Source organism: Thermoanaerobacterium calidifontis, assembly GCF_055381745.1.
On sequence record NZ_AP042436.1, the window covers coordinates 205,888 to 231,871 of the forward strand.

The following is a 25,984-nucleotide window of genomic DNA, read 5'->3' on the forward strand; positions in this document are numbered from 1 at the left end:
TCGCAGTGAGGATTATATGTTTGGTCGATGTGTAGTCAAGCCTAAAATGAACTCACTGCGTTCGAGCTTGACAACCCATCTTCCCAAACATAGATAGTAGCTATGCGATGTATGCATAAGTATCAAGTGGCACTTGATAGATTTAATCATGGTGAAATTTAATGAAATAATATTTAAATATCAAGGTTCTTTATTAATCTTGTTAAAGGTCGACCTTTTTGGTTGGTTACAAATCATATTATACGAGGGGAGTTTAGCTTGAAAAAAGCTTTGATTACAGTTAAAGGCACACAGAAGAATGCTCAAAATGAGACAGATACGATAGAGCTTATTACAGAGGGTGAATTTTTGAAAAAAGGCGAATACTACTATATAAAGTACGATGAATCGGAACTTTCCGGTTTAGACAAGACGACTACTACATTGAAAGTTGGCCAAGATTCAGTAATATTAATGAGATTTGGAGACAATCAATCAAAGATGGTATTTGAAAAGAACACGAGGCATGAATCAAACTATGTGACACCTTATGGCAATATAATGCTTGGCGTAAAATCTGATGAAATCAAAGTAAATTTGACGGAAAATGGTGGAGAGTTGAAACTCAAATATGCCATTGATTTAGATAAAAGAGTATTAAGCGATAATGAACTACATTTAACGGTGCGGGAGGTTAATTGATTTGGATAATATCGTACAAAAGGTAAAAAATCAGATAACTGAAATGGTGATGAACTCTATAGAGGAAGCTAAAAAGAATGGTCTTTTAAATATTGAAGAAATTCCATCAGTGGAAATAGAGGAGCCTAAAGAAAAACAATTTGGAGATTTAGCTATAAACACAGCCATGATAATGGCGAAATCTGCAAAGATGCCGCCGAGAAAGATCGCTGAGATAATTAAAGATGGACTTAAACTTGAAGGCACCATGATTGAAAAGGTGGAGATAGCCGGTCCAGGGTTTATGAATTTTTACTTGAATGATGATTATAACGTTGAAGCATTGATGCTTATAAAAGAGAAAGGCTCAGATTACGGCAGAGTGAATATTGGAAATGGCAAGAGAGTGCAAGTAGAATTTGTATCAGCAAATCCAACTGGACCTATGCACATGGGCAATGCCAGAGGTGGTGCATTAGGCGATGCGCTTTCATCTATATTGGACTACGCAGGATACGATGTCACGAGAGAGTTTTACATAAACGATGCAGGCAATCAGATAGAAAAATTTGGATTATCATTGGAAGCACGCTATTTGCAATTATTGGGTGTAGAAGCAGAAGTACCTGAGGGCGGTTATCACGGCGACGATATAATTGAAAGAGCAAAAGAATTTTTAGAACTATACGGTGACAAGTATAAGGATGCAGATCCTGAAGAAAGGAGAAAAGCATTAATACAGTATGGACTTAAGAAGAACATAGCTAAACTTAAAGAGGACCTTGAAGCGTACGGGATAGAGTACGACGTATGGTTTTCTGAAAATACACTGCATGAAAGCGGTGAAGTAGAATCAGTCATAGAAGAACTTAAGGAAAAAGGCTATACGTATGAAAAAGATGGTGCTCTTTGGTTTAAAGAGACGCTTTTTGGTGCTGAAAAAGACGATGTATTAGTAAGGGCTAATGGCTTTCCTACATATTTAGCATCTGATATAGCCTACCACAAGAATAAATTTGTAACTCGTGGCTTTGATTGGGTCATCGATATATGGGGCGCCGATCATCATGGACATGTGGCACCGATGAAAGGCGCCATGAAAGCACTGGGTATTGACCCTGATAGGCTTGATGTGCTTTTGATGCAGCTTGTAAGACTTATGAAAGGCAAAGAAGTAGTGAGGATGTCAAAAAGGACAGGCAAGATGGTGACATTGAGAGACTTGATTGATGAAGTCGGTAAAGACGCCGCGAGATTTTTCTTTAACATGCGTTCGGCAGACAGCGCTGTTGACTTTGATATGGACTTAGCCGTTGAGCAGTCAAATGAAAATCCAGTTTTTTACGTTCAATACGCCCATGCCAGAATATGTTCTATATTGAGGCAATTAAAGGAAGATGGGATTGATACAGACAATTTAAAAGAAGTCAACTTAAAATTGTTGAGTGAAGATACAGAGATTAGTTTGATTAAAAAACTGGCATATCTGCCTGAGGAAATTACAATAGCAGCAAATACCATGGCTCCTCACAGAATCACGCGGTATATACTCGACGTAGCATCACTGTTTCACACTTTTTACAATAGCTGCAGGGTGAGAGGTGTTGATGAAGAACTGATGAAAGCAAGGATAGTTTTAATCGATGCTACAAGAATTGTAATAAAGAATGTGCTTGACATGCTGAAGATAACGGCACCAGAGAAAATGTAAAGGCGGATTATCCGCCTAATATTTTTATGGAGGAGTATTTATGAAAGGCGTAGAATTTATTTTAGAACTTTTATATGTCGTTCTTATTGGCGGTGGACTATTATTAGGTTTTCAAGTGAATCATTTATTCTTTATAATGCCTTTTGTAGGCATTGCCATCATGATAATTGTGAATAGAGTCCAGCAAAATAAGATTAGGAAAAAGATAAAAGAAGAAATAGAAAAAAACTGGGGAATTGAAAGAGAAGAAAAACGAAACTTTGAATCAATACGAAGGCTTTGGGATGAAATAAAAAAGGATGAAATTCATAAAATGGATGTAGATGATATCACTTGGAATGATCTTGATATGGATTTTATCTTTGGAAAACTTGATCATACAATGTCAATTGCAGGACAACAATGTTTATATTCGCTTTTGAAATCTCCTTTGCTTGATGATGGAGAATTAAAAAAGCGGGATGCTGTAATTGAAGGATTTATGGAAAATAAAGATTATGCCATGTCTGTACAGTGCCGATTGCATAGGATTGGCAAAAAATACGAAGTGGATATTTTGAACTATCTAATGCAAGGAATAAAAATAAATCAAAATCCGATTTCCACATATTATATTTTACAAATGTTATCTATATTAGTTGTTTTGTCTCCAATCATTATTGCTTTTACACATGCGTTTGGGATACTTTTGATAATTGGACTTGTTATGATAAATGGAATGATTTATACAAATACTAAAAACAAACTGTTGGAAGGTATAATCGTCTTTGAATATATGTCAAAAATTTTAAAATCTGCAAATGAGATAATAAAGATGGGGGATAAAGGACAGATTTATGATTTATCCACATTGAAATCTGCTTTTATTAAGGTAAAGAAGATCTATAATAATATAAAATGGATAGAAAATTTTGAAAGAGCTTCATCAGGTGGTGACCCTACAGGAATTTTTACTTTTATAAATGTTTTGTTTCTTGTGGAAGTAAAAAGTTTTTATAGATCGATCAATTTGATTAACAAATATAAAAATGAATTGTTTACTGTATATGTTGAGCTTGGAAAGTTGGATGCGTATATAGCTTTGGCTTCATATAAAAGTAGTTTGAAGTATTATACAAAACCGGTATTAGATAAGGATTTGCCATATCATTTTAAAGCAGTCGATATATATCATCCATTGTTAAGAGATCCCGTACCTAATTCATTAGAGGTTGCAGGCAGAGGTGTATTGTTGACAGGTTCAAATGCGTCGGGCAAATCGACATTTTTAAAGACAGTAGGTATAAATGCCATATTTGCTCAGACATTTTATACTGTCCTTGCAAAAGATTATTCATCAAGTTTTTTTAATGTAATGACATCTATTGGGACATTGGACAATATAATTGGCGGTGATAGCTATTTTATGATTGAAGCAAAATCTTTAAAAAGGATAATTGATGTTACAGGGGGAGAAGTGCCAGTCTTATGCATACTGGATGAAATCTTTAGAGGAACTAATACGGCAGAAAGAGTAAGTGCAGCTTGCGAAGTCCTCAAATATCTTGCATGCAAAAATTGCTTTGTTGTAGCTGCGACTCATGACATGGAGCTAACAAATCTTGTAAAAGATATGTACGATAATTACCATTTTGAAGAAGAAGTAGATGATAATGATGTGCGATTTAATTATCTTTTACAAAAAGGGCCATCAAAAAGCAGAAACGCTATAAAGATATTGAGGTTATTAGGCTATCCAGATGAGATTTATGATAAAGCTATGAATCGTGCCAATGATGTTAATATAGGATAGGATAATGTGTTATAATATGGCATAGGAGGTGTTAATGTGAAAATAAGGTATTTTGGACATTCCTGCTTTAAAATAGTGTCAGAAAATGGCATAAGCGTAGTGACAGATCCGTTTGATAAGACTGTAGGATACCCGCTGCCTGAAACAGAAGCCGATATTGTGACATCATCCCATTCTCATTTTGACCACAATTACTTTAAAGCCGTAAAAGGAGATTATAAGATCGTAAATACTCCTGGTGAGCACGATGTGAAAGGTGTTCATATAAAAGGAGTAAGCGTGTTTCACGATGACGAGCATGGGGCTAAAAGGGGCAAAAACATTATATTCGTGATCGAAGTTGATGGCATAAAGGTGTGCCATGCAGGAGATCTTGGACATATACTTACAGACGATATGATAAAAGACATAGGAGATATAGATGTATTGATGGTGCCGATTGGCGGGTATTACACGATTGATGACAGGCAAGCGGTAAAAGTAGTTGAACAGCTTAAGCCAAAGTTGACCATTGCGATGCACTATAGGACAAGCAACGTTGATTTTCCAATTGAAACAGAGGATAATTTCTTGAAGATGACAGGCGGACAAAAGATTCAATCCAATGAAATCGAAATTGACAAAAATTATTTAGAAGGCAGAAAAGAAGTAATCGCTTTGAATTATAAAAATTCCTAAATTTACCACATGCTTTTAAGTATATTATGTCGTAATCGGGACAATATAATATCGTAAGGTTCGCAATGGTTGAGCCAAGATCATCTAAGGACGAAAGTTCTTAGATGATCGGCCAAAGATTGATATTGGATCTAATGGCCCAATATCAGTCGGCGGGCAGACTGTAATATGTCTTGTAAGGCTTTATATTAGTCATAGAGATTAATATAAGGTTAAAAGAGATGTATTATAGTCGAGCTAAGATCATTATAAGTTCCGCAGGCCAGATGTATAGCTTGATGTTGTACTTAGGCTGGAGGTCTAATATAGTCGAGAGATTATATTAGGTTTCTAAGGTATTTATAATGGTCGAGCAAAGGTCTATATAGGTTTTGAGATGCTTGTATTAAGTCATAAGGTTTGATTTAATACAGGTGTGCAAAGATTTATATAGGCTGAAGCGAAGATCATTGCGAGCCTTTTTATATATAATCATGGAGACGGTTATCGCCGTCTCTTTTTTTATGACAAAAGTCATATACAAGTAGTGACTTTTTGTACTTAATAAAGATCAATTTTTGTTATATGATTTAAACGTAAGATTTAAATAAAGGAGAATGTTTATGAAAGCTGTGAAATTTGAAAGATTGACCAAAAGATTTGGGGACTTAGTGGCACTTGACAATGTAAATCTTGAAATTGAAGAAGGAGAGATTTACGGTTTTTTAGGCCCAAATGGTGCCGGTAAAAGTACAGCTATAAATATAATATGCGGGCTTTTGAAGATGGACAGCGGAAAAGTCTATGTGATGGAGAGGGACATAAAAAGAGATCCTGATTTCGCTAAAATGAATATTGGCGTTGTGCCACAGGATATTGCTATCTATGGAGAACTGTCCGCATACGAAAATGTAAGCTTTTTTGCAAGTCTTTACGGACTTAAAGGCAGGGAACTTAAAGAAAGTGTTGACATGGCGTTGGAATTCGTAGGTCTACAAGACAAAGCAAATTGGCTGGCAAATAAATTTTCGGGAGGAATGAAAAGGCGACTTAATATAGCATGTGCGATAGCGCATAAGCCGAAGATAATAATATTGGACGAACCTACAGTCGGCATAGATCCTCAATCAAGAAATCATATTTTAGAATCTGTGAAAAAGCTAAATGAGATGGGAAGCACTGTGATATACACAAGCCATTACATGGAGGAAGTTGAAGCCATATGCACTAAAATCTCCATAATCGATCATGGAAAGATAATTGCCGAGGGCACTAAAGAAGAACTTAAATCAATCATTACAGATACGAATACGGTGATGATAACTGTCACTTCAGTGGCGAATATAGATGAAAACAAACTTAAAGCTATTAACGGAGTAAAAAGCATTGATATAGATGAAAATACGGTAAAAATCGTAAGCTATAGGGATGTCAGCAACCTTGACAAGATAATTCACTACTTTACGTCTGATGGCATAGCTATCAAAAACATTGAGACGCAGACGCCTGATTTAGAAACGGTGTTTCTGACGCTTACAGGTAGAAAATTAAGAGATTAAGGTGGATTGATCATGAGAGTATTAAAAATCGCATTGAGAGAAATAAAGGAAAATTTTAGAAGTAAGAAAGCTATGGTATTCATGGTTTTATTTCCTATAGTCCTTATGACCATATTAGGTTTTGCTTTTTCAAATACATTTAATAGCGATCACAAAATAAGCAATATCAGCGTAGAATACACAGATAACGGAAGCAAAGAGCTATCGAAAGGATTTAATAATTTTGTGGATAGCTGTGAGAAGTTGGGGATAAGGTTTCATGAGGTGAAAGAAATAGCCAGTGGCATAAACGATGTTAAAAATGTAAAGTATAATTGTGCAGGTTACATTGTCTTAAGAGGAAATAATATAGTATTTTACAAAAACGACAGAGACTTTGTTGATACAAACATTGTTGAGACGATTCTCAAAACTTTTGTTGACAGATTTAATGTTGTTGCTGTCGTAGCAAAGGAAAATCCACAATCATTATCAAAAATAAATGTAAGTGACAATTACGACTTTACGGAAATAGTGTCGTTAAATAGTGAAAGACAGCCGTCTTCTTACGATTACTATTCAATCACCATGTTGACGTTAATCATACTTTATGGCTCTATAAGCGGCATTTACTCTATAAACAGTGAGAGAGTGAGAAATACAGGCAATAGATTGCTTACAACCCTTGCTAAAAAGCATGAGATATTATTGGGAAAAATTTTAGGTTCATCGCTATCAGTTTTTTTGCAGTCAATTTTAGTTTTTCTGTACAGCAGGTTTATACTTAAAGCTTATTGGGGAAATGATATATACACAATCACGTTGATAATAATAAGTGAGATTATATTTTCTATAAGTCTTGGAATCTGCCTCGGGTTTTTATTTAAAAACAGCGGCGTTGCTTCAGGTATTGTCAATGCAATAATTCCTTTTATAGCATTTTTGGGTGGTTCTTATTTTTCGGTAGATGCTGCGGAAGCCTTATTTAAAAATCTGTCCAACATATCACCAATAAAATGGACGAATTCAGCCATATTAAATGTGGCTTTTGCCAATAGTTACAATGACGTATTAGCAGCGATAGTCATTAATTTGGCATGTGCCTTTGTTTTCGTGTTTTTAGCCGCTTATTTGTTTAGAAAGGAGGCTTTCTAATCGTGAGAAACGTTTTTCTTCTCGTAAAGAATACTTTAAAATTGTTTTTCAGGAGAAAAGGGAATTTGATTTATATACTGTTGTCGGTTTTAATACCTTTTGTAGTTTTGACGTTGAATCTGTCCGGCAGTTCAAAATTAACGATTGGAGTCATAAACAACGACACAGGCATATTATCAAAAGACTTAGTAAACTCGTTTAAAGATTCTCAAAAGTTCAAAGTTGTCAATATTGATAAAAGCAATTTGGATAAATACGTTACAAAAGGAAATATCGATTTTGCGATTATATTTCCGAAAGATTTCAGCAAAAATGTAATTGAAGATAAACCTTTAAAAGTTCAAATCGTGTCTATCAAAGGCAAAGAGGTCGCCTTAGCCGTAAAAAATTATATCGATGAATACATCAGCAATTTAAAATACCTGTCGATTTCTTCTAATGGCGACAGCAGCACTTTTTATAAAATGTACCAAGAATACGAAAAAAATGCATTGATAAAATTAGGAGAATACACAGTTAAAGACAAAAGCGTGATCAACGACATAATGACACGCAGCGTAGGTATGTTTATAATGTTTTTGATGATGGGAACGAGCAGGATAGCAGAGCTTATGCTGCAGGAAAAACGAGATAAAACTTACTCCAGGATATGCGCTGCACCTGTCAAATCTATAGTATATGCATCAAGCAACTTTATAGTGAATATGATAGTGACTTTGTTTCAGATAGGGCTTATCATGCTGCTTTTGGCTGTGTTTCTGAAGCTTCCTTTTGACAAATCTTTTTTAGAAATATTTGTAATTCTTGTTGCGTTTGGGATATCTGCTATAGGGCTTAGTATGCTTATCGTAGCATTTAGCGATTCTACTGCTCAATCTGGAGGATTATCGACATTGATAATAACTCCAAGCTGTATGTTGGGAGGCGCTTTTTGGCCTATTGAAGTCATGCCGAAGATTTTCCAAAAGGTTTCATATTTTATGCCGCAAAGATGGGCTATTGACGCCATAACAAAAATAGAAGGTGCCACGTCCAGTAGTGATGTATTGCTGAATATTTTTATATTGCTGGCATTCGCTTTAACTTTTATACTGATTGCATCGTATAAAATGAAGATGTCTAATAAAATGGCAGATTTTGTGTAATTTAAGGCTTTAAGCCTTATTTTTTTATAGTGCAAATACAATCATTTTGGGATAAAATATAATTAGTCTATCAAGGAGATATTTTTATGGAAATGTGGATTATTGCGACAAAATTAATCATTATTTTATACATTATTGTAAAATACATATACACAGATGTGGCTACATATCCGGCAGAGTTTGTTGCTTTCATTCTTCTATACATTTGTATCAATATGGCGTATTATTTAACAAATGGAAAGATGATAAAAAAGCTTATGTTGTTTCTATCCATTGGCTTATTGATGTTTTCCTATAATTATGTCAGCGGCTTTTTTGTGTTTTTAGTTCCACTTAATATTTATGAGATATTTTCGGGATTGACTACGTATTTGTTTAGCCTTGTCGTTTCGCTCTCAGTTATGATATTTATTAAAAGTGAATTGATGCCAGAATATATTATTACATTGTTGATGTCGTACCTTATATTATTTCTCAGCAAAATGTCATACGACAAGTTAGAAAGCTTAAAAAAGAGAAACGATGAATTAAGGTGGAAAGTACAGGATTTATACATAAGAATAGATAAAAATGAAGAGTATGAAAGGCAGCTTAAATACACTACACAGTTAGAAGAAAGAAATAAGCTGTCACAGAGAATTCACGATGATATTGGGCATACAATATCAGGAAGTTTGATGCAGTTGGAAGCTTCGAAGCTTCTAATGGATAGAAACAAAGATGATGCGAAAAAGATGATCCAAAGCACCATAGACACATTGCGAAATGGACTTGAAAGCATAAGAATTGCATTAAGGGAGATAAAACCACCACCGGAACAGATGGGGCTTAACAGATTGAAGCTTGTTTTGGATGATTTTGCATTAAAGACTCATATTTCTGCAAATTTAAAATACACTGGTATTATTGATAAGATTACATATTCACAGTGGAATATCATAATGGAAAATGTAAAGGAATTGTTGACAAACGCCATGAAATATTCAAAAGCCACTAAAGTTTCTTTAACCATTGACGTGCTTAATAAATTTATTAAAGTGGAAATGAAAGATAATGGCGTTGGCACTGATGTTGTAAGAAAAGGACTTGGACTTAAAGGCATCGAGGAGAGATGTGAAAGCGTTGGAGGAAAAGTTATTATAGATGGTTCAAATGGATTTTCGGTGATATTTTTGCTTCCATTGGAGGGATGTTGAATGCCGATTAAGATAATTATTGCCGACGATGACTCTCTTATTAGAGAAAGTCTTAAGCTCATATTGGAAATGGATAAAGACTTTGAAGTAGTGTCTTGCGTTGACGATGGACTAAAAGCTTTAAACTACTGCTTAAATCACAAAGTAGATGTTGCATTGATAGACGTTAGAATGCCTGTAATGAACGGTGTGCAGGCATCTTACGAAATATGCAGTCGTACAAAGACGAAGGTTTTGATACTTACTACATTTGACGACGATGAATACATAGTAGATGCCATAAGAAGCGGCGCAAAAGGATATCTTTTGAAGAATAATTCTCCCGAAAACATAAAGAGTGCCATAAAAATGGTCTACGAAGGCAATTCGGTCATACAGGATGTAGTTCTTGACAAGATTAAAGAAGGGATTCGCAAGCGTGACTGTTCAAAAATCGACATGTCGATGTTCACGAAAAGAGAGATAGAAATAATGGATCTTATATCGAAAGGACTTTCCAACAAAGAAATTGCTGATAAACTTTTTATTTCAGAAGGAACCGTGAAAAACTATATATCGTCTATACTTGATAAGACATCCCTTCAGCATAGGACGCAGATAGCCATTTATTACTTAAATGGAAAAGAAAAAAATCAGTTTAAATGACATCGAAGTTGTGGTATACTACAATATGCTTTTAAAACTTAATTTTGGAGGTGATATGTGTGGACAATATGTTCATTCCGGAGATAGTGTCTCCTTTGAGGCAGAAGATGGTCAGAGTTCCAGAGGTCATACAAAATGTTTCGGGTATAAAAATACATGGAAAAGTGATAAAGTCCATACTTTTTACTACAGACATAGCTATAATAAGAAACACAAATGCAAATGCCATATTAGCAGTTTATCCTTTTACACCGCAGCCTGTCATCACACATGCTATAATTATGGCGTCAGACATTCCTGTGTTTAGCGGTGTTGGCGGTGGACTTACACAAGGCAAGAGGGTAGTCAATTTAGCACTTGATGCAGAATTCCAAGGTGCTATGGGAGTCGTCGTCAATGCACCTACCGCAAATGATATAATCAAAAAAATAAGAGCTACGATCGACATACCGATAATAGTCACCATCGTCTCAGAAAATGAAGACATAAAAGGCCGCGTAGATGCAGGGGCAACGATTTTAAATATTTCAGGCGCAAAAAAAACGCCGCAGATTGTGAAAAGAGTGAGAGACATTTGCCCCAATATACCGATAATTGCCACAGGAGGGCCTACAGATGAGACAATAATGGAGACGATAGAAGCTGGTGCAAATGCTATTTCGTACACACCCCCAACAAATGCGGAGATATTTTCACACGTAATGGATAAATACAGAGAGGAAAGGCAGTAAAAATAGTAAAATATATAAATAAATTGATATTGATAAATAATTAATAATGATTTATAATAGGTTATTATTAATAAGCGGAGGCGTTATGATGTTTAATAGACTTAAGAGGGCTTTAATAGGTAGACCACTGACAAATAAGGCTATTAAAAACGAGAAATACGGCGTAATATGGGGACTTCCTATATTGTCCAGCGATGCGATTTCTTCTGTGGCTTATGCCGGCGAGGAAATCTTATTAGTTTTGCTGCCTGCAATAGGCTTTATGGCATATAAAAATCTGCTTTATATTTCTGCCGCTATTATCAGTCTACTATTGATACTTACTTTTTCTTACATACAGACAATAGAAAACTACCCAAATGGAGGGGGCGCCTACATAGTTGCGTCTGATAACTTAGGGAAAATAGCAGGAGTAGTAGCTGGTGCTGCACTATCTGTCGACTATATTTTGACAGTGGCAGTTAGTGTGTCATCAGGTGTTGATCAGATAACATCTGCATTTTTATTTTTAAGGCCTTACTCAATACTTATATGTATCGCGATTGTGCTGATTTTAATGATAGGCAATTTGAGAGGTATACGTGAATCATCCAGAATTTTTGGTGTTCCTACGTATGCTTTTGTTTTTGGCATAGTTGCGATGCTTATTGCAGGCATTGTAAAGATAAAAGGAGGATATGTGCCTCCTACGACACCTTTAAAAGCCGTTGAACCAGTCACACTATTCTTACTTTTAAGAGCTTTTTCAAATGGATGTTCTGCTTTGACTGGCGTTGAAGCTGTAAGCAATGCGGTGCCGAATTTTAAAGAGCCGTCTGTTAAACGAGCAATTACCGTCTTGATTTTGCTATCTTCTATTGTCTTGATTTCATTTGGCGGCATATCTGTCCTTATAAGCATGTATCACGTTACTGCAGGAGACAAAGCTGTTATCATACAGTTAGCAAACGAAATATTTGGTAGAGGCTTCATGTTCTACTACATTACAGCAACAACATTTATCATATTGGTAATGGCATCTAATACTGCTTATTCAGGATTTCCGCTCTTACTTGCGATAATGGCAAAAGAAGGACACATGCCGAGACAGCTTAACAAAAGAGGCGACAGGCTAAGCTATTCAAACGGCATAATATTGCTTTCAGTTTTGGCTACTGTTCTTATTGTGGCATTCAGGGCTAATGTCACTTCTTTGATAGGACTTTATGCAATTGGCGTTTTCATATCATTTACTTTGTCGCAGACAGGCATGGCAAAGAGATGGATAACGACGAGAAGCAAAAATTGGGTAATAAAGGCGATTATAAATGGTACAGGCGCTATTGTTACAGCTTTAGTTGTCGTAATTGTAGGAATAACCAAATTTAGAGAAGGCGCTTGGATTGTGATAATAGTCATACCTGTTTTGGTATTTATGATGCTTAAGATAAATAAGCATTACAGGGCTGTGGCTGTACAGCTTAGAGTAAGCCCAGAAGATCTTCAATGTATAAAGATCTCAGAAAATCACTATCGCAACAGAGTAATAGTGCCTATAGAGAGCATAAATAAGGCCAGTATCAGGGCTTTAAGATATGCCAGGACGATCTCAGAGCATGTCATTGCTTTTAACGTATCGATAGATGAAGAAAGCGGTGAAAAAATAAAAAAGAGGTATGCCATGCTTAATACGGACATACCGCTTATTGTCAAATATTCGCCATTTAGGAGAATCGTCGAGCCGCTTCTTAAATTTATAGAATCGGAAGAGTACAACTACAAAAAAGGAGATATGATAACGGTAATACTGCCGCAGTTTGTAGTTAGGAAAAGGTGGCACAACATTCTTCATAATAAGACGAGAGTTTATATAGAAAAAGAACTGTTAAAACACAAACACATCGTCGTTGCGACTATGCCGCTGCAGCTTCACGATGATGATGATATTGAAGATAAATGCAAAAAAGAGCAATAATCTTTATTGCTCTTTTAATATTGTACTTACGGCATTAAGGACTTTATCAATATGGTCTTTTTTGATGTAATAGTGTGTTACAAATCTTACAGTGTAGTCGTTGCTGCCGTTTACCTTAATCCCGTAATCTAAAAGTTTTGAGGATAATTGTGCTCCTGTAAGACCTGTTGCAGATATGTCAGACATGACGATATTTGTTTGAACTGTCGACATGTCAACTTTTATGCCTTTTATGTTATTTAAGCCTTCTGCTAAAAGCCTTGCGTTTTCGTGATCTTCTGCTAATCTCTTTGTCATCTTTTCAAGTGCTACAATTCCTGCAGCAGCTAAAATCCCAGCTTGTCTTAAACCACCACCCAACATTTTGCGGTACTTTCTGGCCTTTTTAATGAAATCTTTACTGCCGGCCACAATGGAACCTACGGGTGCACAAAGTCCTTTTGATAGACAAAACATTACGCTGTCAGCGTATCTTGATATATCCTTTACGTCTACATTTAGGTATGTAGCAGCGTTGAAAATCCTTGCTCCGTCTAAATGGACAGGTATATCGTGTTCTTTTGCTATCTCATAAATTTCTTTCATATTGCTTAGTGGTATAACGGTACCGCCTGCTCTATTGTGGGTATTTTCAAGGCATATAAGACCTGTCTTTGGGAAATGGATGTCATCTGTCCTGATGGAGTTTAAAACATCTTTTGGATCCATAATACCATTTATTCCTCGTATAGTTTTAGCTTGAACCCCTGATAAGTACCCTATACCACCGACTTCATACGTAATTATATGACATTTTTCTTCCAGTATTACTTCATTACCATGATGTGTATGTGTCATTACGGATACTTGATTTCCCTGTGTTCCGCTTGTCACAAACATCGCATCTTCTTTTCCCATAATGTCTGCCGCCATTTCTTCAAGCTTCTTTACAGTGGGATCTTCACCATAAACGTCATCGCCTACTAAAGCTTTGTACATGGCATCTCTCATTTCCTGAGTTGGCAACGTGACTGTGTCGCTTCTTAAATCGATGTATTCCATGTAATATTACCTCCTATCTATTAGCTTAATTTAAGATTAACATTGTTGAAAAGCTAAAGCAATAGATGGGATTACGGGAATTTTGTTATTTAAAGCAATGGTGCTATAATCAAATAAGAAATTTAAATTTTAAGATACGGAGGGGTTGTATGCAGTACAGAGAGTTTGGCAATACAGGTGTTAAGGTTTCAGCATTGGGTTTTGGCGCAATGAGATTGCCTACAATAGGCGGAGACAACAGCAAGATCGATGAAGAAGAAGCTATAAAGATGATAAGATATGCTATAGATAATGGCGTTAACTACGTTGATACTGCATATCCGTACCACAATGGGCAAAGTGAGATTGTGGTAGGCAAAGCTTTGAAAGACGGATACAGGGAAAAGACGTATTTAGCTACAAAACTTCCGTCATGGCTTGTTAATGAAAAAGAAGATATGGATAAATACCTGAATGAACAACTAAAAAAACTGGACGTCGACTACATAGATTTTTACCTTCTACACGCATTGGATAAAGAGAGATGGGAGAAGTACAAAAGACTTGATGTGTTTAGCTGGATGGAAAAGGTCAAGAAAGAAGGCAAAGTCAAATTCATAGGTTTTTCTTTCCATGACGAATACAACGTTTTTAAAGGCATAATCGATGATTACGATAAATGGGATTTTTGTCAGATACAGTACAACTACATGGATATAAACAATCAAGCGGGCTTAAAAGGGCTTAAGTATGCTGCGTCAAAGGGATTAGCCGTTATTGTAATGGAACCAATAAGAGGAGGTAAGCTTGCTGGAGATCCGCCAGAGGCTATCAAAGAGCTTTGGAACAGTGCAAGTGTAAAAAGGACACCTGCAGAATGGGCTCTGCAATGGGTGTGGAATCATCCAGAGGTTTCGCTTGTATTAAGTGGAATGAGCACGATGGAACAAGTGAAACAAAATATAGAAAGTGCCTCAAGATCAAAAGCAAATGGCTTAACCGAGGACGAGGTAAAACTTGTAGATAAAGTCAGAGAAACTTATGAAAAGCTTTCGCCTGTAGGATGCACTGCTTGTAACTACTGCATGCCATGTCCCAATGGCGTAAACATACCTAAGAACTTTGCCATATACAATGAAGCCCACATGTACAACAATTACGATGAAGCACTTAGGAATTATAATAACTTAAATGAAGGAAAAGCAAGCTCTTGCATAGAATGTGGAGAGTGCGAGACGAAATGCCCTCAGCACTTGACGATAATTGAATATTTAAAGGATGTAAGAAGATACTTTAAAGAGGCTGTTTAAAAATAAGCCATATTGATGAAACTTAAGTTTCACCAATATGGCTTTACTTTTGGTAGTCAACATATCCCTTTTTCTTGGCTTCTAAAAATAGTAAGAAGTTTATGAAGTAAAATATAACACCTGATGCCACGATAAATATACTATTTAAATTAAGTACCATTATAAGTATCCCAAAGATTATAAGGTATATGGAATTTAATATGGAAAACTTAAGCTGCAACTTTAAGAATTCATCTGATTTTAAAAGCCTTATTTTTGCCTTTCTCGTATAATAAGTGACTTTATCTTTATTTAATATGGAATACATCAAATAAACGACACCGGCAATTACTAATACAATACCTAGCCAATTCATCTTATTACACCCTTTCTTGATTTCATTTTAAAATTTGTTGAACAAAAAAGCAACGTATAATATTTTTTATAATACTTGCTTTGATAGTTTACTTGTGAAATAATAAATAGTGAATATCTTATTTAGAAGGGAGTGTCAAGGATGGTTCAAAGTGGATTTATGCTATTTTTGCAGTATTTTGTGGCTTTAGCTACACCGATTGTATCAGTCATTTTTTTGGTATTTTACATAGTTTATACATTAAAAAAGATGAAAAAGATTGATTCAATAGAAAAAAGCTTAGCAAAAATAGCAGCTTCAGGCAAGTCAGAATTAAGTGAGTCTTTTTACGAATCTAATGAAGATTTTGAAGTTGAAGATGAAGTCGAAGAAGAAGTTATCGTTAAATAGCAAAATGCATCAGGATGTGATAATGTGGTGTGGGATGACTTAGATACACCGATTGGAACGCTAAGAATATATTCAAGCGAAGATGGCATAACGAGGATAGATTTTCCTAATGAAGAACATTTACAATGTTTAAGAGGTACAAATTCGTTTATTGCAGATTGCAAAGAACAGCTTAGATTGTACTTTAAGGGCCACTTGAAAGAATTTAGCGTAAAGTTAGACTTAGAAGGGACAGACTTTCAAAAATCTGTTTGGCGAGAGCTTATGAAGATACCATATGGCTTTTACGCTACATACGGTGAAATCGCAAGGAGAATAGGAAAGCCAAATGCGTCAAGAGCCGTAGGAAATGCCCTCAATAAAAATCCTATTCCGATTATCATACCGTGTCATAGGGTCATCGGCTCAGATATGACGCTAAAAGGCTTTGCAGGTGGGCTTAGTGTCAAATCATTACTGCTTCAACATGAAGGTATTGCATTTAAAAAGTAATTTTATTATAATTAGATAATAAATTAATCAATAGACTATGTCCGCTGGGGGTGCTTTTAGCTGAGATGGCAGATGCCAAACCCCTAGAACCTGATTAGGTTAATACCTACGAAGGGAATGCGGCAAAAGACCGCATCGGTGTGCGGTTTTTTTGTTTTAAGCGGTACATAGCCTCAAAAGGAGGTTATTTTTATGTCCTACATTGTAAGCATTTTTTCCGACTTTACAAAAATAAAGCCTGCCACACTTTCCATCATAATTGCGATTCTATTCGCTGCGTTTTTGTTTTACATTTTAAGAAACAGCGTGAAATTTAACGCAAAGATGCTTGTGTACGGTGGATTGGCAATAGCTATATCATTTGTCTTATCGTATATAAGGTTTTATCATTGGCCTCAAGGTGGTTCTATAACACCAGCCAGTATGCTTCCGCTGTTTGTCTTTGCATACTATTACGGTGCAGGTCCAGGCATAGCGGTGGGAATGGCTTATGGAATGCTTCAGCTAATACAAGACCCTTATGTTGTGCATTGGATACAGCTTCTCTTAGATTATCCATTGGCGTTTGGCGCCTTAGGGCTTGCAGGATTTTTCAAGAAAAACTTAAGCATTGGTGTTTTGGTTGGCGGTTTTGGCAGATTTTTCTCACACTTTCTATCAGGTGTCTTCTTCTTTGCCAGCTACGCGCCAAAAGGCATGAATCCTGTCGTCTACTCGCTTCTTGTAAATGGTATATTAGTAGGTGTGGAAGTCTTGATTTGTTTTGCAGTTTCTATTATCCCGCAAGTTAGAAATGCAATTGAGATGATAAAGAAAAAAGCTTTAGCGTAAAATTTATTAAAGCCCTCTTTTTAATGGAAGAGGGTTTTTATAAATTTTATACAATAAATTGATTTTGATGGTATAATATTAGATAGCAAATAAAAATAAACTATATTGATGGATAGATTTTAACGCATTTTTAATACAAATTTAATTTAAATTTAATGTTTAAATGCGATAATCAATATAGTGATTGTGAGGGTCTTTTTGATGGATAAAATAAAGATTTTAATACTTTATGAAGATATAGGAACTGGACATAAAAGAACGGCGATGGCTTTAAAAAAAGCCTTCGAAAAAAGAGATGGCATTGAAGCCTTCGTTGAAAATCCACTTGGGGAGAAGTTTCCCAGCTTGTCTTACTTGACGACGAGGATTTATCTAAAGACGTTAAAATTGACGCCTGAATTATGGGGTTATCTCTATGAGATGGAAAGGGACAAGATAGAAAGGCGCATAAATAAGCTGGTAGGCATATCTGTTTATACATTTATAAAAGATTACGTATTAAACTTAAAGCCTAACGCTGTAATATGCACCCATCCGTTTTCTTGTTCTATTCTGTCTCATATAAAGAGAGATCTCAATATTCCAATATTTGCCATATTGACTGATTACGATGTCCATGCGTATTGGATACATCACCAGATAGATGGGTATTTTGTCGGTTCACAAGAGATGAAAAGTCAGATGAACTTAATGGGTGTTTCTGATGACAAGATAAATGTGACAGGCATACCTATTGATGAAGAATTTTACATCAAAAAAGATAAAAACGAGATGAGACGAAATTTAGGTTTTGAGGTAGACAGGCCATTAGTGATGGTGATGGGCGGTGGACTTGGACTCGGAAACATAAAAAAAGCCGTCAATGTTATACAGAGGCATAAAGATTTGCAGATTGCTGTAATATGCGGATTTAATAAGAATTTAAAGGCTAAAATAGAGGAGATATCAGACGATAATGTATTTGTGTATGGTCATGTAGACAACGTGCATGAATTTATGGAGGCTGCTGATGTCTTAGTAACTAAAAGCGGTGGTCTTACTGTCACTGAAGCTATAATTAAGAAATTGCCTATGATAATTTTTGATCCTATACCGGGACAAGAAGAGAGAAATCTCGAATTTTTGCTTAAAAAGAGGATTGCCTTGAGAATTAAAGACATAGAAAAATTAGATAAAAAGATATTGGATCTTTTGTCTGATAAGAAAAAGATAGATGAGATGAAGGAGCGTATGGAGGAAATCGGCATATACAATTCAGCAGACAAGGTGTGCAGCGTAGTAATAAATCATATAAAGAATGATGCTTTGAAGGTGTAAGGAGGTTTCATTTGTGTCGGGAGTGAAGAAATTGATTATTGCGGAGGACAGAAATGTATTTTTCCTTTTAAATGAAAGGATAAAGTGCAAAACTCTTGATAAGATCATGCCTAAAATAACTCATATAGGAGGACCGTATTTTACGATTTTATCTTGTTTGTTATTGATTTTGTTTGGGAAAAACAGCGTTAAGCTTTCTGCCATTCAAGCCCTTACTACTTTGACAAGTAGCCACTTGGTTGTGCAGATTTTAAAGAGAATATGCACGAGGCCAAGGCCTTACATGGTTTTGCCTGAAGCCAATACATTCAAATATTTGCTTAGAGATTATTCCTTCCCGTCAGGTCATGCCACGGCTATATTTTCTTTGGCAGTTTCTTTTTCATTCTTCTTTCCTGATTTGACGATTGTTTTAGTCAGTCTGGCTATTTTAGTGAGTCTTTCGAGGATTTACATGGGGCTGCACTATCCTTCAGATGTCATAATAGGCTCTACAGTTGGCATCTTATTTTCATATATAACACATATGTATGGTTTGATGCTGCCTATTCTTTAAACAAGTATTTATATTGAGCAGTTATAGCTAACAATGTGAAGATGTACGTTATGACTGAAAAGAAATAATTCCATCTGTTGTAAATAAGAAGCCCATTTATGTGAAATACTGCTTCAACGGCAGTCAGAAACAATATCCATGCAGCCATGTATATGATGTAGCGTATTTTTCCTTTTGGCATGTATTGTATAAAAATCATGCCATAAGGTGGTCCTATAAATGTTTCCATCAGGAACGATAGAACACCGTTTGGGATATGTGCATCAGTGTAATAATAGCATTTCAAAGTAAAGTCAAATATCACATCCAAAGAGAAACCTATCACAGATGAAAGCAGATAAGCAGGTATCAGCACTTTTAACTTTTTTCTATCTATCAAAAAAAGCGATATAATTACCGTAAAAATTGAAAAAATTATGTACCACATAACATCACCTTGAATTATTTTGGCTTTTACAAAAACAAATTATTAAAGTTTTTAAAAGCCAATTGACTAGAAAATTTTGTAATGATAAAATGATTAGTAGAAGATAATAATTTTCGGGAGGTGTTGTTATGTTAAACAATATTGAGAAAAAATATTTGACTGATTTAGAAGTTGCAAGGCTTGCTATAGATATAGAAGAAAGAGGATACGAATTTTATACAAAGGCTTCAGAGAAATTTTCCAGCGATGAGAAATTGAGAAAGTTTTTTGATGACATGGCACAAGAGGAGATTATACATAAATCTAAATTTGAAGAGCTTTATAATAAGCTTTTAAATGAGAAAAAAGGCGATGATAGCCTGTACTTTGACATAGAGGCATCTATTTATTTAACTTTGCTTTACAATACATCTGTATTTCCATCAAAAGATGCTGTTGACGAAGTATTAGAGAAAATAAATAAATTTGAAGATGCTGTAGAATTGGCAATAAGAGCAGAAAAAGATTCTATAATATTTTACGATGAAATAGTCAAAGATGCTAAATTTGACTCTACTAAAAAAGTTGCAATAACATTGTTGAATGAAGAGATAAAACACTTCATAGATCTAAGCAATATGGTAAAAGCGATATAGTATTAAGAAAATTAATCTAAAGTTTTACAAAGCCAAGATTGAAATTTTGAAGATCACTCAGCGCATTTTATGAAATATTTAGATTTATCATGGAATTTATTAGCATACAGCTAAAAAGGTTTATTGATAAATATATAATTGATATAAATAAAAGTATATGAGGTGTTGTTATGCTAACTGTTATTGTAGGATGTGTTTTGATTTTAAGTTTTATAATAATCTTTGTAAAATTGACACATGTTGTGGGTTCGGGGATATTTAACTATATACGCAAAATATTCAGATGATATTATTCAATTCAATCAATAAAAAATGCACCCTTGAGTATTAGACTTTTGTCTAAATCTTGGGTGTATTTTATTTTTGTTTTTCAAAGTTTTATAAAAAATTTTGAAATTAAAAGGAATTTCTATATTTTTGCAGAAAATATATTAAGAAATGTTATTGGATAAATAATAAAGTTTTAATGAAGGTGTTGGTATTTATGAGTAATATATTGACCATTAAAAAAGAAATTGCTGAATCACATGGGGAATCATTACTTATAAATGTTAATCCAAATAAGAAAATTTTTAATAAAGCAATTAGTGATGAAAAGCTAATAAACATAAAAAAAGAAAACAGTTTTTTATTGTCATTGTTTAATAGTCTCATAGATAAAAGTCTAAGGTATAAATGTCTTCTTTTGGAAGGATACTTTTTTATTCTATGTGATAAAAACGGCTATATAATCAAACTTATCTGCGATGATAAACTTAATAATTATTTCAACACATTGCATTTTGTAGAAGGTAGTAGCTTAAGGCTTGAGGATTGTGGCACAAATGCGATTAGTATGGCTATGAAATATAAAAATCAGATTGAATTATGTGGTAAAGATCACTATTGTAAATTGTTCAAAGATTGGTATTGCAATGCTATACCAATAATTGATTATTATTGTGGAGAAGTAGTCGCATATCTTGATGTGTCGCGGATTAATGTTCCAAGCATTAAAGACCAAAGTGCTATTCTTAAAAATATAGCTATCTATATTGAAGAATATTTATCATATAGAAATAAAAATCTACCAATAATAAGTTCTAAACTTGATGATATAGATAAGTTAATTTTATCATCTTTAGTACGTAATGGGGTAAGAAAATTAGTAACATCAGATATAGGCATATCAGATCGAACGTTGAGAAAACATTTAAATAAACTTAGCAATTTATTTAAGGTAGATAATGATTTAGAAATAGTTAGAGCTGCTATAAAAATCGGAATTATAGATATTGATGGGAATATATTATAAAATTTTTGTAAATATTAAAATTTTGATGTGCCGAAAACCGGAACCATTTTAATAAAATCTAACAAAAAATATTCCGAATTTAGAAACTTCACAAATCTTAGATTAAGACCTATAATAATGTCAAATATAGGATATGGAATAAAATAAAGTAATAGGAGTTGATATTTATGGTAAAAAAGATTAATTTATTATTTGCTTCTACGTTGATAATAACAACTATATTCGCAATGCCATTAGCTTATGGTAAGACAATTAATAATGTTAACATAAAGGATACTAATAAAACAAATATAACAAAAATTAAAGATGACGTAGTAAAACCTATGCAGTTTGGCATGGCTATTGTTACTGCTTCGTCAGGTTTAAATGTAAGGACAGGACCTGGAACAAATTATCCCATTAAAGGAGCATATCCATATCATACTATACTTAATATCACCGGTTTTGCAGAAGAAGATAGTAACGGAACTTTGTGGTATCCTGTAGAAGATTTGGACAAGACTCTATCTGGTTGGGTGGATGGAGATTATATAGAAATGATAGGCGATTAAATATATATAATTATTAATTATTTCCATATCCTATCTTTTTCAATTTTTTTATAATTCAATTTAATTTAAAATATGCTTTCATAATATCTCTTGCAATATATGCAGTATATGCACCAGAACCACCTTGGTATATAAGTGCTGTTACCAAAATCTGCGGCTTGTCGTATGGGGCAAAGCCAACATACCATGCATAGTTCTGCATAACTTTCGTGCCATGAGATCCTACTTCAGCAGTACCTGTTTTACCTCCAACAGGTATTGGAAAATTAGCAAATGCCGCACTAGCGGTACCATTTTCTTCTGTAACACGTTTCATTCCCAACTTTATAGCATCCAAGTATTTCTGAGGTATATTTATCTTGTCTAATACCTCAGGCTTTTCCTTTTCGATTACCTTCCCATCAGGGGAGACAATTTTGTCGACCAAATGCAATCTGTATCTTGTTCCTCCGTTTAACAATGTTGATAAATAACTTGCAATCTCTATAGGCGTAAATTGATTGCTACCTTGACCTATGGATGCGTTGGTAGTATCTACCAAAGTCCACTTAGTCGCATCCATCAACTGCCATATGGTCATCTGCAATTTAGGATCTGTTATTCCCATCTTCTTAAGCTGTAAAAATGTGGAGTAATCGCTAAAATTGCCTTTGTCAATTAAGCTTACTATCTTATCGTACTGTTCCTGTGTTATCTTGCCATTTGGATTTGAGTCAGATTTAACCATCGATTTTAAAATCGACAAATTGTAATCTCTTTTAAATTTCTTACTGGAAATTATTCCAGTCGTTTCATAGAGTTCTATGCCCGTCTTTTGATCTAAGCCCAGCATGTGAGCATACTCGTCAATTTTGTCTATACCCATTCTACGGCCCATCTCATAAAAATACGTGTCTGTGGAATATTGTATTGCGTCTGATACATTTACTGCACCTTGCGTCCTTCCGTATTCGCCGTACAGCCAGTTTTCTTGGCCTGTAGGAGCATATATACCTGTATCAACATACTTTTCATTTACAGTCGTTACACCAGATTCCAAGGCTGCCAACGCCGTTACCATTTTAAATGTTGAACCAGGAGGTGCTGCACCTTGTGTGGCGTAATTAAATATAGGACTTGGGTCAATAGTGGCATTCCTCGGCTTGAACAGTTCATTTACAATGCTGCTGGGCGGATTGCCTGAAGCAAATATATTTGGATCATAACCTGGCACACTGGCAAGAGCTAAAATCTCACCTGTATTTATATCCGTAACAACTACTGCACCGATATTTGCCGGTAGGTATTCACCATGTGGACCTCTTTTAGTTTGCCTTATGCTTTCCATGGTCCTCTGCAATGATTCTTCGGCAACCTGCTGCAACTTTTCATCTATCGTAAGGTACACAGTATCTCCAGGTTTAGGACTGATCTCATCTAATTTTTTTATCAATCTGCCATAATTGTCTACTTCCACTTGCTGTTTACCGTCAGTTCCCCTTAGGTATTTCTCCAAATAGCTTTCAAGTCCATAATGCCCAACAAGATCTGTTATTTGATAGCCTTCTTGGCTGTATTTTTTCCATTCCTCAGCAGTCATGCGGCCTATATATCCTAATGTCTGCGACAACAGCGTCTTAAATGGGTATAATCTTATTGGCTTAACTTCTATTATAACTCCAGGCAAATCCAAATGATTTTCCTCAATCTCTGCGACCGTCTGTTGGTTGGCATCGGTGGCTATCTCTACAGGCTTGTACTGTGTATACCCTTGTTCTAACATCAGCTCTTGAACAGCCATTATGCCTCGAATATCCTGTGGAGACAGCGATTTTGATATTTTGAATTTATTTATCGACATCTGCCATGCTTCACTGGCTGTAGCATTTGAAGGAATGTTGTTATTTTTCTTCCACTGCAATTCCCTTTGTCTTAAAACCGATTGTGACACATTGCTTTCATCAGGATTTTGAAAATTGAAATAAGGATTGTTATTGCTGTCTAAAAATATAGGCAAATCGTCTTTATACTTTACACCATTTTTATTGAGAATGTTTAGCAATTTTAAAATGACATCATTTAGATTAACTCCTTTAGCATCGCTTCTTAGAAGCTCTACAGAATAGCTGGGCCTATTTGTAGAAAGTTTCACTCCGTTTCTATCTACTATATCTCCTCGAGGCGCTGTGATGATTATGGATCTTATGGCATTACCTAATGACTGCTCTTTGTAGTAGTCACCTTTTATAAGCTGCAGATAAACTAATCTTCCTATAAGGGTAACAAGCATCAAAGCTATTACCCATCCTAATATACGAAATCTTATTTTTATACTATCATCCAAAATATCCGCCTCCAGATAGACTAATAAATTTATATTTAAGCTATTTAATAATCTGTAGATTGTAGACTTGTGTCAATACAGTAGACGCAAAAAATTTAATTTTTTATTCTGTTTAAAGAGTAGTTTTAGAAATCTTTTATTGAGCTTTGCAATTAATAAAATTGATTTTATTACTTCTTTACATGTACTTTATTCTGCAAAAAATAAAAAAATCCTCCTTAAAATAGTAGTTTCTGAGAATTAAAATTGATTACTTTTATAAAAATAGCTTTAAATCACTTATAATGTTGTAAAAGTGGTTCTTAATATTTTTATATTACTTGGCATAAAAGATTGTTGGAACCATTCTTTCACCAAGTGGATTTATTGGATTATTTATTACTTTTCCCTTATAATAGAGTGTTGTTGAAGAACCACCATCAAGGTTTGCGGCATTAACTGCTCCATAATCTAGCATTATATTCTGAACATCTTTTAAAGTTGCACCAGTTAAACCTCTGATAAACGTTCCATCAATTACTAAGAATATTACTGTACCATCTTTTCTTTGCCCTATAGCTGTTCTTGATGTTGAACCCCATCCACCATCGCCTTTTTTAATCATAGGCTCTCCGTTAATAATAAGTGCAGGTCTAAAACTAACTCCTTCTTTTATTCCAGCATTTTTTATTTCATCTAATGTGTATTTACCAACAAGCAATTTACCATCATCGGTAAATCCTATAAGATCTATTTTACCATCTGTACTGTATGCATTATCATATAAAATTTTCCCATTATGAATAATAATGCCGCATGGTATTCCACCACTGCCTGTCCATGCTCCATTTACATATCCGATAAAACCGCCTGCATTAATTGCAACTACAGCATTATTTTCTTTAGCAATCGTACTTACTGTTTCACCTTCTTTAGGCAATTTGCTTGATATACCAACTTGTATCCTTGTTGGATCATGTATTAATATTACTTTGCCTTTAAATCTATTGCTTGATATGTCGTATACTTCAATTGTGTTATCATGAGAATTTGCAAAATTTAATATATTTTTATTGCTACTTCCTGTAGCGATATTATTAGAATTTTTCATGATTTCATCTATTTTACTCTGAGGCAAGAATAATGTAACTATATATTTATGACTAAAAGTTGTCATTGCAGATGTAACTAAAGTATTTCTTATATTTGCGAATGGTCCATAAAATATCAATACAGGAATAACAATAATTGATAATATGAATTCAAAAACCAAATATACAATAATTCTTTTCGTCAAAATCATATTTCTCATAAATAACT

General features: G+C 34.6%; 25 protein-coding genes and 1 riboswitch. Of the genes, 20 read left to right on the top strand and 5 right to left on the bottom strand.

What is annotated here, in order from left to right; translation table 11 throughout:
- Positions 1-258 precede the first annotated feature (258 nt).
- The 11 genes from ACZ42G_RS01090 to ACZ42G_RS01140 all read left to right on the top strand — a co-directional run bounded on the left by ACZ42G_RS01090 (position 259) and on the right by ACZ42G_RS01140 (position 13,184).
- Positions 259-681: a YwiB family protein gene (locus ACZ42G_RS01090; protein WP_085112446.1), complete on the top strand. Its 423-nt coding sequence runs from the start codon at positions 259-261 to the stop codon at positions 679-681.
- A gap of 1 nt (position 682) precedes the next feature.
- Positions 683-2,371: an arginine--tRNA ligase gene (gene argS / locus ACZ42G_RS01095; protein ID WP_464851055.1), complete on the top strand. Its 1,689-nt coding sequence runs from the start codon at positions 683-685 to the stop codon at positions 2,369-2,371.
- A gap of 40 nt (positions 2,372-2,411) precedes the next feature.
- Positions 2,412-4,163, top strand: a complete 1,752-nt coding sequence (locus tag ACZ42G_RS01100; RefSeq protein ID WP_464851056.1) for a MutS-related protein — start codon at positions 2,412-2,414, stop codon at positions 4,161-4,163.
- A 36-nt stretch (positions 4,164-4,199) separates the two neighbouring features.
- Positions 4,200-4,841: an MBL fold metallo-hydrolase gene (locus ACZ42G_RS01105; RefSeq protein WP_274893805.1), complete on the top strand. Its 642-nt coding sequence runs from the start codon at positions 4,200-4,202 to the stop codon at positions 4,839-4,841.
- Positions 4,842-5,443: 602 nt separating this feature from the next.
- Positions 5,444-6,379 carry an ABC transporter ATP-binding protein gene (locus ACZ42G_RS01110; protein ID WP_464851058.1) on the top strand — a complete coding sequence of 312 codons (936 nt, stop codon included), beginning with the start codon at positions 5,444-5,446 and terminating at the stop codon, positions 6,377-6,379.
- A gap of 12 nt (positions 6,380-6,391) precedes the next feature.
- Positions 6,392-7,513, top strand: coding sequence for an ABC transporter permease (locus ACZ42G_RS01115; RefSeq protein WP_464851060.1), 1,122 nt, complete (start codon positions 6,392-6,394; stop codon positions 7,511-7,513).
- A gap of 2 nt (positions 7,514-7,515) precedes the next feature.
- On the top strand, positions 7,516-8,658 hold the full coding sequence (locus ACZ42G_RS01120; RefSeq protein ID WP_464851062.1) for an ABC transporter permease: 1,143 nt from the start codon (positions 7,516-7,518) through the stop codon (positions 8,656-8,658).
- Between the two features lie 86 nt (positions 8,659-8,744).
- Positions 8,745-9,854, top strand: a complete 1,110-nt coding sequence (locus ACZ42G_RS01125) for a sensor histidine kinase (protein ID WP_274893809.1) — start codon at positions 8,745-8,747, stop codon at positions 9,852-9,854.
- Positions 9,855-10,499, top strand: coding sequence for a response regulator transcription factor (locus ACZ42G_RS01130; protein WP_464851063.1), 645 nt, complete (start codon positions 9,855-9,857; stop codon positions 10,497-10,499).
- A gap of 68 nt (positions 10,500-10,567) precedes the next feature.
- Positions 10,568-11,230: a beta/alpha barrel domain-containing protein gene (locus ACZ42G_RS01135; protein WP_284700707.1), complete on the top strand. Its 663-nt coding sequence runs from the start codon at positions 10,568-10,570 to the stop codon at positions 11,228-11,230.
- A gap of 88 nt (positions 11,231-11,318) precedes the next feature.
- Positions 11,319-13,184 (top strand): APC family permease, encoded by a 1,866-nt coding sequence (locus ACZ42G_RS01140; protein ID WP_464851064.1) that lies wholly within the window; start codon positions 11,319-11,321, stop codon positions 13,182-13,184.
- A 3-nt stretch (positions 13,185-13,187) separates the two neighbouring features.
- Here the strand turns inward: ACZ42G_RS01140 and ltaE are convergent, their stop codons facing one another.
- Positions 13,188-14,225, bottom strand: coding sequence for a low-specificity L-threonine aldolase (ltaE, locus tag ACZ42G_RS01145; RefSeq protein ID WP_464851065.1), 1,038 nt, complete (start codon positions 14,223-14,225; stop codon positions 13,188-13,190).
- A 149-nt stretch (positions 14,226-14,374) separates the two neighbouring features.
- On the opposite strand from ltaE, the gene ACZ42G_RS01150 reads away from it, so the two are divergent.
- A complete protein-coding gene (locus ACZ42G_RS01150; RefSeq protein ID WP_464851066.1) occupies positions 14,375-15,514 on the top strand; it encodes an aldo/keto reductase in 1,140 nt (379 codons plus the stop codon).
- Between the two features lie 43 nt (positions 15,515-15,557).
- Here ACZ42G_RS01150 and ACZ42G_RS01155 read toward each other — a convergent pair whose 3' ends face one another.
- Positions 15,558-15,869: a hypothetical protein gene (locus ACZ42G_RS01155; RefSeq protein ID WP_085112434.1), complete on the bottom strand. Its 312-nt coding sequence runs from the start codon at positions 15,867-15,869 to the stop codon at positions 15,558-15,560.
- 141 nt (positions 15,870-16,010) lie between these two features.
- Here ACZ42G_RS01155 and ACZ42G_RS01160 point away from each other — a divergent pair, with 141 nt between their 5' ends.
- The 5 genes from ACZ42G_RS01160 to ACZ42G_RS01180 all read left to right on the top strand — a co-directional run bounded on the left by ACZ42G_RS01160 (position 16,011) and on the right by ACZ42G_RS01180 (position 19,455).
- On the top strand, positions 16,011-16,259 hold the full coding sequence (locus tag ACZ42G_RS01160; RefSeq protein ID WP_464852073.1) for a hypothetical protein: 249 nt from the start codon (positions 16,011-16,013) through the stop codon (positions 16,257-16,259).
- Between the two features lie 24 nt (positions 16,260-16,283).
- Positions 16,284-16,751 (top strand): methylated-DNA--[protein]-cysteine S-methyltransferase, encoded by a 468-nt coding sequence (locus tag ACZ42G_RS01165; protein WP_464851067.1) that lies wholly within the window; start codon positions 16,284-16,286, stop codon positions 16,749-16,751.
- 36 nt (positions 16,752-16,787) lie between these two features.
- Positions 16,788-16,886, top strand: a riboswitch (TPP riboswitch).
- 57 nt (positions 16,887-16,943) lie between these two features.
- Positions 16,944-17,582, top strand: coding sequence for an energy-coupled thiamine transporter ThiT (thiT, locus tag ACZ42G_RS01170; RefSeq protein WP_085112431.1), 639 nt, complete (start codon positions 16,944-16,946; stop codon positions 17,580-17,582).
- Between the two features lie 201 nt (positions 17,583-17,783).
- A complete protein-coding gene (locus ACZ42G_RS01175) occupies positions 17,784-18,899 on the top strand; it encodes an MGDG synthase family glycosyltransferase (RefSeq protein WP_464851068.1) in 1,116 nt (371 codons plus the stop codon).
- 13 nt (positions 18,900-18,912) lie between these two features.
- Positions 18,913-19,455, top strand: coding sequence for a phosphatase PAP2 family protein (locus ACZ42G_RS01180; RefSeq protein WP_085112429.1), 543 nt, complete (start codon positions 18,913-18,915; stop codon positions 19,453-19,455).
- On the opposite strand, the gene ACZ42G_RS01185 is transcribed toward ACZ42G_RS01180, so the two are convergent.
- Positions 19,445-19,882, bottom strand: coding sequence for a CBO0543 family protein (locus ACZ42G_RS01185; protein WP_085112428.1), 438 nt, complete (start codon positions 19,880-19,882; stop codon positions 19,445-19,447). The two genes, ACZ42G_RS01180 and ACZ42G_RS01185, sit on opposite strands and share 11 nt — an antisense overlap.
- A 128-nt stretch (positions 19,883-20,010) precedes the next feature.
- Here ACZ42G_RS01185 and ACZ42G_RS01190 point away from each other — a divergent pair, with 128 nt between their 5' ends.
- The 3 genes from ACZ42G_RS01190 to ACZ42G_RS01200 all read left to right on the top strand — a co-directional run bounded on the left by ACZ42G_RS01190 (position 20,011) and on the right by ACZ42G_RS01200 (position 22,362).
- On the top strand, positions 20,011-20,517 hold the full coding sequence (locus ACZ42G_RS01190; protein ID WP_464851069.1) for a ferritin-like domain-containing protein: 507 nt from the start codon (positions 20,011-20,013) through the stop codon (positions 20,515-20,517).
- Between the two features lie 484 nt (positions 20,518-21,001).
- On the top strand, positions 21,002-21,811 hold the full coding sequence (locus ACZ42G_RS01195; protein ID WP_464851070.1) for an AsnC family protein: 810 nt from the start codon (positions 21,002-21,004) through the stop codon (positions 21,809-21,811).
- Between the two features lie 167 nt (positions 21,812-21,978).
- Positions 21,979-22,362 carry an SH3 domain-containing protein gene (locus tag ACZ42G_RS01200; RefSeq protein WP_464851071.1) on the top strand — a complete coding sequence of 128 codons (384 nt, stop codon included), beginning with the start codon at positions 21,979-21,981 and terminating at the stop codon, positions 22,360-22,362.
- A 55-nt stretch (positions 22,363-22,417) separates the two neighbouring features.
- Here ACZ42G_RS01200 and ACZ42G_RS01205 read toward each other — a convergent pair whose 3' ends face one another.
- Both ACZ42G_RS01205 and ACZ42G_RS01210 read right to left on the bottom strand, forming a co-directional pair.
- The gene (locus ACZ42G_RS01205; RefSeq protein WP_464852075.1) at positions 22,418-24,700 is read right to left on the bottom strand and encodes a penicillin-binding protein 2; all 2,283 of its coding nucleotides are present in this window, start codon (positions 24,698-24,700) and stop codon (positions 22,418-22,420) included.
- A 301-nt stretch (positions 24,701-25,001) separates the two neighbouring features.
- A complete protein-coding gene (locus tag ACZ42G_RS01210) occupies positions 25,002-25,976 on the bottom strand; it encodes a phosphodiester glycosidase family protein (RefSeq protein ID WP_464851073.1) in 975 nt (324 codons plus the stop codon).
- Positions 25,977-25,984 lie beyond the last annotated feature (8 nt).